Raw genomic sequence first — 11449 nt, forward strand, 5'->3', positions numbered from 1 at the left:
AGGCGACGCCCGCCGCGAAGTCGGCTACGGCGAAGGCGACCCCGGCGGCGAAGTCGACGGCGGGGAAGGTCACCACGGCGAAGGCGACGCCCGCGGCGAAGGCCACGGCGAAGGCCACGGCGGCGGCTCCGGCGGCGAAGGCGACGCCCGCGAAGTCGGCCAGGACGGCAGCGGCCAAGGCGACTCCCGCGAAGACCGTGACCGTGAAGGCGACCCCGGCGAAGGCGGCCACCAAGTCGGCTGCCACACCTGCCAAGGCGGCCACCAAGTCGGCTGCCGCACCCGCGAAGGCGGCCAAGGCCGCTCCCGCGAAGTCGGCGGCGAAGGCGACCCCGGCGACCAAGGCGACCACGGCTAAGGCGACGACGGCCAAGGCTGCTCCCGCGAAGGCTGCGGCGACCAGGTCGACGGCGGCCGCGAAGTCGACCGCCGCCAAGGCCACCACGGCCAAGGCCACGGCTGCGAAGTCGGCGGCGAAGGCGGCCCCGGCCAGGTCCGCGGCGACCAAGGCTGCGGCGACCAAGGCGACCGCGGCAAAGGCAACTCCGGCGGCGAAGTCCACGGCTGCCAAGTCCACGGCTGCCAAGTCGACTGCGGCGAAGTCGGCGACGGCGAAGGCCACGACGGCGAAAGCGGCACCGGCCAAGGCGGCAACGAAGGCCACCGCGGCGAAGACCGCGAAGGCTGCCCCGGCGAAGTCCGCTGCGGCGGCCAAGTCGGCTCCTGCCAAGTCTGCCGCGAAGGCGACGGCTGCCTCGGCGGCGAAGGCGGCCCCCGCGAAGACCGCCAAGGCCACCACCGCCAAGGCCGCCAAGGCCCCGGCGGCGAAGGCGACCGGCGCGAAGGCGGCTCCGGCGAAGGCCGCGGCCAAGTCGACCGCTGCAAAGGCCACGACGGCGAAGGCAGCCCCGGCGGCGAAGGCAGCCGCGGCCAAGGTGACCGGCGCGAAGGCCACGGCGAAGGCGGCCGGGGCGAAGGCGGCGCCCGCGGCGAAGGCGGCCACGGCCAAGGCGACCGGCGCGAAGGCCACCGCCAAGGCCACCACGGCGAAGGCGGCGCCCGCGGCGAAGGCGGCCAAGGCGACCGGCGCCAAGGCCACCACCGCCAAGGCGGCCGGGACGAAGGCGGCACCTGCGGCCAAGTCGACGGCGGCCAAGGCGGCCACGGCGAAGGCGGCCACGGCGAAGGCGGCCCCGGCGGCGAAGGCGGCCACCGCGAAGGCGGCTCCGGCGAAGGCCACCACGGCGAAGGCGGCCCCCGCGGCGAAGTCGGCCACTGCGAAGGCGGCTCCGGCGAAGGCCGCGGCCAGGTCGACGGCCGCGAAGGCGACCACGGCGAAGGCCACGCCCGCGGCGAAGCCGGCCACGGCGACCAAGGCCGCCCCCGCCAAGACGGCGGCCAAGGCAACGGCGACGAAGGCTCCGGCGAAGGCCGCCGCCAGGACGGCACCCGCAACGGCAGCCACGGCGGCAACGGCAACGCCCGCCAAGGCGGCGGCGAAGTCCACGGCGGCCAAGTCGACGGCCACCAAGGCCACCGCGAGCAAGGCCACCGCGAGCAAGGCCACCGCGAGCAAGGCGGCGCCGAGCAAGAAGGCCGCCAAGGCCACCGCCGCCACGGCACCGGCGCCGGCCACGGCGACCGAAACCGCCGGCGCGACCGCGGCGGCCGGTCCGGCCACCACGGCATCGGACGCGGCGGCGGCGCCGGTGAAGGCGGCCGCCAAGGCCACCGTGAGCAAGGCCGCGCCGGCCAAGAAGGCGGCGGCGAGGAAGGCGGCCCCCGAGGCACCCGCGGCGGCCTCCGGCGTGCCGGCGCCCGTTGCGGCCGAGCCGGTGACGCCGGCGGCGGTCGTGTCCGAGGGTGGGCTCGATGCCGGCACCGGCGGAACCGTCGAGAACGCGGCGGCCGTGCCCACGGGCGGGGCGGCCACCGAGGCCATCCCCGGTCGCGAGAACGGCAACAATGTGGAAGAGGCGTCGAGCATGACGCCGGAGGACTGGGCGAGCCTGGCCAGGCCGTAACGAGCAAGGAAGACGGCGGCGCCACGGTCCCCACGGACCGTGGCGCTGCCGCGTTCGCGGGGAGCGATGGTAAGACTGTGCCGTGGCCTTACGACGTATCCGAGCCGCCCGCATCGACTTCTCCGGGCTGCGCCGAGAGCTCGACCTGCCCACCGGCTTCCCCGAAGCGGCCGACCGCGAGGCCGCGGCCGCCGCCCAGGACCGGCACGACGACCGTGAGGACCGCACGGACCTCGAGTTCGTGACGATCGACCCGCCGACGTCCAAGGACCTCGACCAGGCGCTGCTCCTGCAGGGCAGCGACAGCGGCTACCGGGTGTATTACGCGATCGCCGACGTCGCCGCGTTCACGACGGGTGCGCCCGCGATCGAGGCGGAGAGCTGGCAGCGGGGGCAGACGGTGTACCTGCCCGACGGCAAGGTTCCGTTGCACCCGGCGGTGCTCAGCGAGGGCGCCGCCAGCCTGCTGCCGGACCAGGACCGGCCCGCCGTCCTGTGGACGATCGACCTGGACGCCGACGGCGCGACGACCGGCGTCGACGTGCGCAGGGCGACCGTGCGCAGCCGGGCGAAACTCAGCTACGAGCAGGTCCAGCAGGACGTCGGCGCGGGCGCCGCGCACCCGTCGGTCCGGCTGCTGCCGGAGATCGGGCAGCTGCTCACGAAGCGCGGGCTGGACCGGGGTGCGGTCAACCTGCCGATGCCGGAGCAGGAGCTGGAGCCGGAGGGCGACGGCTGGCGGCTCACCGTCCGCGGGCCGGTGCCGGTCGAGGAGTTCAACGCGCAGATCTCGCTGCTGACGGGGATGGCCGCCGCGCAGATCATGCTCAAGGGCGGGGTCGGGCTGCTGCGGACAATGCCGCCGCCGGCCGAGGAGGCGGTGCGCAAACTGCGGCTCGCCGCGAAGGCGCTGCGGCTGCTGTGGCCCGACGGCGCCGGGCCCGGCGAGGTCATCGCCGCGCTCGACCCGATGGACCCGCGGGCGGCGGCGCTCGTCGACCAGGCCGCGGAGATGATGCGCGGCGCCGGCTACACCCCGTTCGACGGCGAGGTCCCGGAGCAGCCGCTGCACGGTGCCGTCGCCGCCCCGTACGCGCACGTGACGGCCCCGCTGCGGCGCCTCGCCGACCGGTACGTCACCGAGGTGTGCCTGGCCCTGCACGCGGGCGCCGAGGTGCCGCGGTGGGCGCGGGAGGCGCTGCCGCGGCTGCCGGAGGTGATGAGCCGCACCGACCGGGTCGCCAACGCCGCGGAGCGGGGTGCGGTGGACCTGGCGGAGGCCGTCCTGTTGCAGCACCGCATCGGTGAGGTGTTCGACGCGGCGGTACTGGACGTGGAGAAGCACCGGGCGGACATCGCGCTCGACGAGCCGCCGGTGCGGGCGCGGTGCGAAGGTGAGGGGCTACCGCTCGGGGGAAGGATCCGCGTGCGGCTCACAACGGCCGACCCCGCCCGCCGCAAGGTGCTGTTCACCCAGGTAAGACTTGACGCATGAGCTATGACGACATCGAGTTGCCCGACGTTTCGGCGTTGCGGGTCGGCATCATCGGCGGCACCGGTCCGCAGGGCCGCGGGCTCGCGTACCGGTTCGCCCGGGCGGGCATCCAGGTGATGGTGGGGTCCCGCTCGACGGAGCGCGGTGAGCAGGCGGCTGAGGAGCTCAACGCGCTGCCCGGCGTGACCGCGACCGCCGTGGGCGGCGACAACGCGTTCGCCTGCCAGGCCGACGTGGTCGTCATCGCCGTCCCGTGGGAAGGGCACGCCGCGACCGTGGCCGAGCTGGCGCCGCTGCTGCTCGGCGGCAAAATCGTCGTCGACTGCGTCAACCCGCTCGGGTTCGACAAGCAGGGGCCGTTCGCGCTGCCGGTGCCGGAGGGCAGCGCCGCCGAGCAGGCCGCGACGCTGCTGCCGGATGCGCGGGTGTGCGCCGCGTTCCACCACGTCAGTGCGGCGCTGCTGACCGACCCGGAGGTCACGACGATCGACCTGGACGTGCTCGTCCTCGGCGACGACCGCGACGCGGCCCTGCAGGTGCAGGCCATCGCCGGGAAGGTCGACGGGATGCGGGGCGTGTTCGCGGGGCGGCTGCGCAACGCCGGCCAGATCGAGGCGCTCACCGCCAACCTGATCGCGATCAACAAGCGGTACAAGGTGCACGCCGGGGTACGGGTGACGGACCTGTGAGCGCGTTCGACCCGTGGTCGCCGGCGTTCGTCGCGCACCCCTACGACGCGTACCGGCGGCTGCGGGAACAGGAGCCGGTCAGCTGGTTCGAGCCGAGCGGCCAGTTCCTCGTGTCCCGGCACGAGGACGTCAACGCGCTGCTGCGGGACCGCCGGCTCGGCCGCACCTACCTGCACGTCGCCACGCACGAGGAGATGGGCCGCACCGCCCCGCCGGCGGAGGACGACCCGTTCTGGACGCTCAACAACAACGGCATGCTCGACCGGGAGCCGCCCGACCACACCCGGCTGCGGCGGCTCGTGTCGCAGGCGTTCACGCCGCGGCGGGTCGAGGCGCTGCGCCCCGTGGTGCAGCGCCTCGCCGACGGGCTCGTCGACGCGTTCGTCGCCAAGGGCGGCGGCGACCTGATCGCGGAGGTCGCCGAGCCGCTGCCCGTCACCGTCATCGCCGAGCTGCTCGGCATCCCCGACCCGGACCGGCACCTGCTGCGGCCCTGGTCGGCGGCGATCTGCGGGATGTACGAGCTGAACCCGCCCCGGGAGACGGCGGCCGCGGCGGTCCGGGCCGCCGAGGAGTTCTCCGACTACCTGCGCGGGCTCGCCCGGCGTCGCGCCGCCGACCCTCAGGACGACCTGGTCAGCGCCCTCGCCGCCGTGGAAGGCCTCAGCGAGGACGAGCTCATCGGCACCTGCGTGCTGCTGCTCAACGCCGGGCACGAGGCGACCGTCAACGTGACGGGCAACGGATGGTGGGCCCTGTTCCGCAATCCGGAACAGCTGCGCAAACTTCAGGCCGATGTCGCGCTGGTACCGGCGGCGATCGAAGAACTGATGCGCTACGACACGCCGTTGCAGATGTTCGAACGGTGGGTCCTGGAGGACATCGAGGTGCACGGCCGGACCATCCGCAGAGGGCAGGAGGTGGCGCTGCTGTTCGGCTCCGCCAACCACGACCCGGCGGTGTTCACCGACCCGGAACGCCTCGACGTGGAGCGCCGCGACAACCCGCACATCTCCTTCGGCGCGGGAATCCACTACTGCCTGGGCGCGCCGCTGGCACGGATCGAGCTGGCCGCGTCGTTCGGCGCGCTGCTCACCAAGGCGCCCGCGCTCCGGCTGGAGCGCGAGCCGGAGTGGAAGCCCGGTTTCGTCATCCGAGGCCTGGAAAGGCTCGACGTCTCGGTCTGAGCCGCCGCGACCCAGCCGGCGCAGACGTCACAGCGCCCGCGCCGGCTGGTGCCGCTGTGCTCAGAACGTGTGCTCGGCCGCCGGGAACGCGCCGGAGCGGACCTCGTCGGCGAACGCGCGGGTGGCGTCGCCGAGGGCGCCGGCCAGGTCCGCGTACTGCTTCACGAAGCGTGGCATCCTCCCGGTGCGCATCCCGGCCATGTCCTGCCAGACGAGCACCTGCGCGTCGGTCTCCCCGCCGGCCCCGATGCCGACCGTCGGGATCCGCAGCTCGTGCGTGACCCGCTTGGCGACCTCACCCGGCACCATCTCCAGGACCACCGCGAACGCGCCGGCCTCCGCGACCGCGTGCGCGTCGGCGACCACCTCGTCGGCGGCGTCACCGCGGCCCTGCACCCGGTAGCCGCCGATCGCGTGCTCGCTCTGCGGCGTGAAGCCGATGTGCGCCATGACAGGGATCCCGGCGCCGGTCAGCGCGGCGATCTGCGGCGCGACCCGCACGCCGCCCTCCAACTTGACGGCGTGGCAGCCGCCCTCCTTCATGAACCGTACGCCGGTGCGCAGCGCCTGGGCCGGCCCTTCCTCGTACGAGCCGAACGGCAGGTCACCGACGACGAGCGCCCTGCGGGTGGAGCGGACCACGGCCCGCACCAGGGGCAGCAGCTCCTCCTCGGAGATCGACACGGTGGAGGCGTAGCCGTACACGTTGTTGGCGGCGGAGTCACCGACCAGCAGGACCGGGATGCCGGCCTCGTCGAAGATGGCCGCCGTGTACTGGTCGTACGACGTCAGCATCGGCCAGCGCTCGCCCCGCTCCTTGGCGGCGAGCAGGTCCCTGGTGCGCACCCGGCGGTTGACCGCACCGCCGTACAGCGACTGGACTTCGGACATCGATGTCCTCCTTCAGGTTCCTCGAGGCCCCGCAGTGGGGTCCCCGGGCTTGTTCACCCCGATGGTCGCACCGCACCCCGCCCCTGGGCAGGGTGCATGCGAAATGTCACTGTTACCCGCCCGTCACTGTTTCCCGCCGGTCGCCTTCGGCGATAGCTCGCTGCCCCACGCTGCGCGCGGGTCCCGCCGGGGATTCTCACCCCGGACCCCCAATGCGCCGCTCCGCGACGCACTGCCTGCTTGGCGCGGCAGCCTCACACGCATGCGCGTGGCATCCTCGGTGGCTGGGCGCCGCCCGCCGCTTTTCCCGTGATCCGGAAGAGATTTCGTCGCTCAGACGACCAGAAGTCTTCCGGATCACGGAGACCAGCCAGCCTGCCCGCCCGGCGGCTAGGAGCCGGTTTCGCGGAAGCGGTTGGTGATGGGCAGGCGGCGGTCGCGGCCGAAGGCCTTGATGGAGATCTTCGTGCCCGGGGCGCTCTGGCGGCGCTTGTACTCGGCGAGGTCGACCATGCGCAGCGTGCGGTCCACGACGGCCGGGTCGTGGCCGGCGGCGACCAGGTCGTCGCGGCCGAGGTCGCCGTCGACGTAGCCGGCGAGGATCGCGTCGAGGACCTCGTAGTCGGGCAGGGAGTCGGCGTCGAGCTGACCGGGGCGCAGCTCGGCGCTCGGCGGCTTCGTGATCGACCGCTCCGGGATCGGCGGCACGTCGCCGCGGCGCTCCGCCTCCTCGTTGCGCCAGCGGGCGAGCTTCCACACGAGGGTCTTCGGCACGTCCTTGAGGGGGTTGAAGGCGCCGACGGAGTCGCCGTACAACGTGGAATAGCCGACGGCGAGCTCGCTCTTGTTGCCGGTGGTGAGCACGAGCGGGCCCTCCTGGTTGGAGATGGCCATCATGATGACGCCGCGGACGCGGGCCTGCAGGTTCTCCACGGCGAGGCCGGACAGGGCCATGTTGGCCAGGAAGCTGTCGACCATCGGCTGGATCGGCTCGACCCGGTAGTCCAGGCCGGTGCGGCGGGCCATGTCCTCGGCGTCGTCCTTGGAGTGCTGCGAGGAGTGCCCGCTCGGCAGCGACACGGCGGTGACGTTGGCCGGGCCGAGGGCGTCGCAGGCGATGGCGGTGACGACCGCGGAGTCGATGCCGCCGGACAGGGCGACGGCGACGCCGCGGAAGCCGTTCTTGCGCACGTAGTCGCGCAGGCCGAGGACGAGCGCCTGCCAGATCTCGGCCTCGTCGGTGACCCGGGCGGCGATCTCCGGGGGCGGCGCCGGCTGGTCGCTCTCGGTGACGCTGTCGGAGACGTGCACGTGGGCGACCCGCATCTCGGCGTCGTCGACGGCCGGCGGCGCAGGCACGGCGTCCGGCAGGTCCAGGTCGAGGACCATGAGCTGCTCCGCGAACTGCTGCGCGCGGGCGATCAGCGAGCCGTCCGCCCGCACGACCATCGAGTCGCCGTCGAAGACGAGCTCGTCCTGGGCGCCGACGGTGTTGACGTAGGCGATGGTCGCGCGCGCCTCCGCGGCGCGGCGGGCGACGAGGGCGAGCCGCGTGTCGTCCTTGTTCAGCTCGTACGGCGAGCCGTTGATGTTCACCACCAGCCCGACCCGCGCGAGGGCGGCGACGGCGAACGGGCCGCCCTCCTGCCACAGGTCCTCGCAGATGGTGAGCGCGATGTCGACGCCGCCGACCCGGACGACGGTGAGGGTGTCGCCCGGCTCGAAGTAGCGGTCCTCGTCGAAGACGCCGTAGTTGGGCAGGTGGTGCTTGAAGTACGTGGCGACCCGGGTGCCGCGGTGCAGCACGGCGAGGGCGTTGCGCGGGCCCACCTCGTCGGCGTCGAGATAGCCGACGATGACGACGGTCTCGCCGAGGCCGTCGGCGGCGAGCTGACCGGCGAGGTCGGTGACGGCGCGCTTGGAGGCGGCCACGAACGACCTGCGGAACACCAGGTCCTCGACCGGGTAGCCGGTCAGCATCATCTCCGGGAACGCCACGACGTGGGCGCCGGCCCCGGCGGCCTTGCTGGTCCAGCCATGCACCAGGGACGAGTTGCCGGGGAGGTCCCCGACGGTCGGGTCGATCTGGGCGAGCGCGAGGCGCAACCGTGGCATCCCCCAAGTGTGGACCAGACGCGCCGGTGGTGCCCCTGTGACGTTCACTCCAGTGCCGGGTGGGATGGGCAGGTCCGGTAACTTGTGCGTAACACCTCCGGGCGAGACTTGCCCGGTTCGGCTCGTACCGTCGTCATCGCAGCTCGTGGGGGAACCACTGTGGACCGTCAGCAGGAGTTCGTGCTCCGGACGCTCGAAGAGCGCGACATCCGTTTCGTGCGGCTGTGGTTCACCGACGTCCTGGGCACGCTGAAGAGCGTCTCGGTCGCGCCGGCCGAGCTCGAGTCGGCGTTCGAGGAGGGCATCGGCTTCGACGGCTCCGCGATCGAGGGTTTCGCCCGGGTCTATGAGTCGGACATGGTCGCGATGCCGGACCCGACGACGTTCCAGGTGTTCCCGTTCGAGGGTGGCATGTCGGGGGAGAGCGCCCGCATGTTCTGCGACATCACCCTGCCCGACGGCTCGCCGTCGTGGGCGGACCCGCGCCACGTGCTGCGCCGGGCGCTGTCGCGGGCGGCGGAGAAGGGTTTCACCTTCTACACCCACCCGGAGATCGAGTTCTTCCTGCTCGAGTCGCTCGGTGAGCACGGCTCGCTGCCGACGCCGGTCGACACCGGCGGCTACTTCGACCACACCACGCACGCCGTCGCCCGCGACTTCCGCCGCCAGGCGGTCCTCGCCCTGGAGCGGATCGGCATCTCGGTCGAGTTCAGCCACCACGAGGTCGCGCCCGGTCAGCAGGAGATCGACCTGCGCTACGCGGACGCGCTGACCACCGCCGACAACATCATGACCTTCCGGCACGTCATCAAGGAAGTCGCGCTCTCCCACGGGGTGCACGCCACCTTCATGCCGAAGCCTTTCACCGACCAGCCGGGCAGCGGCATGCACACGCACCTGTCGCTGTTCGAGGGGGAGCGCAACGCCTTCCACGACGCGAGCGACCCGATGAAGCTGTCGAAGGTCGGCCAGGCGTTCATCGCCGGGCTCCTCGTCCACGCGCGGGAGTACACGGCGATCACCAACCAGTGGGTGAACTCCTACAAGCGGCTCTTCCCGCAGTCGGTGCCGAACCGGATCACCGAGTCCCCGGCGTATGTCTGCTGGGGGCACACCAACCGGTCCGCGCTGGTGCGGGTGCCGGCCTACGGCAAGCCGAACTCGGCGCGGGTCGAGGTCCGGTCGCTGGACTCGGCCACCAACCCGTATCTCGCCTACGCGGTGATGCTCGGCGCCGGTCTGCGCGGCATCGAGAAGGGCTACGAGCTGCCCCCCGGCGCCGAGGACGACGTGTGGGCCCTCACCGACGGTGAGCGCCGCGCCGCCGGCTACGAGTCGCTGCCGGAGAACCTGTCGCAGGCGGTCGACGCGATGGCCGGCTCCGAGCTGGTCGCGGAGATCCTCGGCGAGCACGTCTTCGACTTCTTCCTGAAGAACAAGCGCACCGAGTGGGAAGAGTACCGCCGGGTCGTCACCCCCTTCGAGCGCGAGCGCTACCTCGGGATCATGTAGCTCAGCCGTAGCGCTCGGTCCTGATGCCTCTGGCGTCATGGCCGAGCGCCACCAGGATGTCCGCGACGGTCTCCACGAAGCCGGTCGGCCCGCACACGAACACGGCGGGCTTGAACTCGGCGGGCCACGCGTGCGTGTTGACGTCGGCGACGCCGACCCGTGAGCCCCGGACCCGGGTGTGGACGTACTGCACGTCGAGCCCCCGGTCGTCGCGGGCCCGCCGGCGCAGCTCCTCGGCGTAGATGACGTCCTGCGGGGTGCGCACGGAGTACAGCAGCCGGAACGGGGTCCGCACGCCGTGCTCGGCGCGGGAGCGGATCATCGCCATCAGCGGGACGATCCCCGAGCCGCCCGCGATCAGCTGGACGGGGGCGGGGTCGGCGTGCCGCCACACGAACCAGCCGCCGACCGGCCCGCGCAGCTCCACCGGCTGTCCGATGTCGTAGATATCCGTTAAGAACGGACTTACTTCTCCGTCGTCGAGCCGCTGCACGGTGATCTCCAGACCGCTGGCGGACGCGATCGAATAGCTCCGCTGCGCGGTGTAGCCGTCCTCCGCCGTCAGCCGCACGTCCACGTGCTGCCCAGGTAGGTGTCCTGGCCAGTCGTCCACGTCGAAGACCAGCGTCCGCGCCGTCGGCGTCTCGAAGTGAGCGGCCGACAGCACCGCCTTGCGCCAGGTCAGGCGGCCGGAGCGCAGCGCAGGACGACCGGCCTCAGGGCTGGGCTCATGCCGCACGGCTCCTCCGCTCCGCTCCGGGGCCGTTCAGTCGCCCTGATACCGCTGCTCGCGCCATGGGTCTCCGTAGTCGTGATAGCCCGCTTCCTCCCAGAAGCCCGGCTCGTCCTGCAGCATCAGCCGCAGCCCGTGCACCCATTTCGCGGACTTCCACAGATACAGGTGCGGCACGAGCAGCCGGGCGGGCCCGCCGTGCTCGGGGGTGAGCGGCTCGTCGTCGTAGCGATACGCCACCCACGCCTGACCGTCGAGGAGGTCTTCGAGGGGGAGGTTGGTGGTGTACCCGTCGTAGGAGTGTGCCATCACGAAGTCCGCCGCCGACTCGACGTCCTGCATGAGCGTGTCCACCGGCACGCCCCGCCAGCCGGTCCGCAGCTTCGACCACTTGGTGACGCAGTGGATGTCGACGGTGACGTCCTCATACGGCAGCTCGGTGAACTCCGCCCACGTCCACTGCGTCGTCCCACCCGTCTCGGTGGTGATGACGAACTCCCACCGGTCCGTGCTCAGCCTCGGCGTGGGCCCGGCGGACAGCACGGGGAAGTCGTGCGCCAGATACTGCCCGGGCGGCAGATCCGGCTCCTGCGCACGCCGCCGCCCACCGAACCCCGTGGTAACGAAACTCATGCCGTCAGCTCGCTTCGCTCACCGACGACATGAGCGCCAAGTCCACCCTGCGACATGATTCGCTCGCTTCGCTCACTCATGCCGTCAGCTCGCTTCGCTCACCGACGACATGAGCGCCAAGTCCACCCTGCGACATGATTCGCTCGCTTCGCTCACTCATGCCGTCAGCT

The 11449-nt window shown here is 72.5% G+C and carries 10 protein-coding genes; 5 read left to right on the top strand and 5 right to left on the bottom strand.

Annotated features, from left to right (window positions below):
• Positions 1-1741 (bottom strand): hypothetical protein (locus tag ABZS58_RS18430; protein WP_354782868.1); only part of this gene is annotated, 1741 nt, incomplete at its 3' end.
• Between ABZS58_RS18430 and ABZS58_RS18435 the strand changes: the two genes are divergently transcribed.
• The 4 genes from ABZS58_RS18435 (at position 1734) to ABZS58_RS18450 (ending at position 5395) form a co-directional block, all read left to right on the top strand.
• Positions 1734-2024 carry a hypothetical protein gene (locus ABZS58_RS18435; RefSeq protein WP_354782870.1) on the top strand — a complete coding sequence of 97 codons (291 nt, stop codon included), beginning with the start codon at positions 1734-1736 and terminating at the stop codon, positions 2022-2024. The genes ABZS58_RS18430 and ABZS58_RS18435 overlap by 8 nt on opposite strands.
• Before the next feature lie 82 nt (positions 2025-2106).
• Positions 2107-3519, top strand: a complete 1413-nt coding sequence (locus tag ABZS58_RS18440; RefSeq protein ID WP_354782872.1) for an RNB domain-containing ribonuclease — start codon at positions 2107-2109, stop codon at positions 3517-3519.
• Positions 3516-4208, top strand: coding sequence for an NADPH-dependent F420 reductase (npdG, locus tag ABZS58_RS18445; RefSeq protein WP_354782874.1), 693 nt, complete (start codon positions 3516-3518; stop codon positions 4206-4208). Before ABZS58_RS18440 ends, npdG begins: the two co-directional genes overlap by 4 nt.
• Positions 4205-5395, top strand: a complete 1191-nt coding sequence (locus tag ABZS58_RS18450; RefSeq protein WP_354782876.1) for a cytochrome P450 — start codon at positions 4205-4207, stop codon at positions 5393-5395. The genes npdG and ABZS58_RS18450 overlap by 4 nt, the downstream gene beginning before the upstream one ends.
• Before the next feature lie 60 nt (positions 5396-5455).
• Here ABZS58_RS18450 and panB read toward each other — a convergent pair whose 3' ends face one another.
• On the bottom strand, positions 5456-6286 hold the full coding sequence (gene panB, locus ABZS58_RS18455) for a 3-methyl-2-oxobutanoate hydroxymethyltransferase (RefSeq protein WP_354782878.1): 831 nt from the start codon (positions 6284-6286) through the stop codon (positions 5456-5458).
• A 390-nt stretch (positions 6287-6676) separates the two neighbouring features.
• Positions 6677-8401, bottom strand: a complete 1725-nt coding sequence (locus tag ABZS58_RS18460; RefSeq protein ID WP_354782880.1) for an NAD+ synthase — start codon at positions 8399-8401, stop codon at positions 6677-6679.
• 159 nt (positions 8402-8560) lie between these two features.
• Between ABZS58_RS18460 and glnA the strand changes: the two genes are divergently transcribed.
• A complete protein-coding gene (gene glnA / locus ABZS58_RS18465) occupies positions 8561-9913 on the top strand; it encodes a type I glutamate--ammonia ligase (protein WP_354782882.1) in 1353 nt (450 codons plus the stop codon).
• 1 nt (position 9914) lies between these two features.
• Here the strand turns inward: glnA and ABZS58_RS18470 are convergent, their stop codons facing one another.
• The gene (locus ABZS58_RS18470) at positions 9915-10613 is read right to left on the bottom strand and encodes a ferredoxin reductase (protein ID WP_354783002.1); all 699 of its coding nucleotides are present in this window, start codon (positions 10611-10613) and stop codon (positions 9915-9917) included.
• Positions 10614-10679: 66 nt separating this feature from the next.
• Positions 10680-11279 carry a sulfite oxidase-like oxidoreductase gene (locus ABZS58_RS18475; RefSeq protein WP_354782884.1) on the bottom strand — a complete coding sequence of 200 codons (600 nt, stop codon included), beginning with the start codon at positions 11277-11279 and terminating at the stop codon, positions 10680-10682.
• Between the last annotated feature and the right edge of the window lie 170 nt (positions 11280-11449).

Source organism: Dactylosporangium sp. NPDC005555 (assembly GCF_040605635.1).
Lineage (GTDB): Bacteria > Actinomycetota > Actinomycetes > Mycobacteriales > Micromonosporaceae > Dactylosporangium.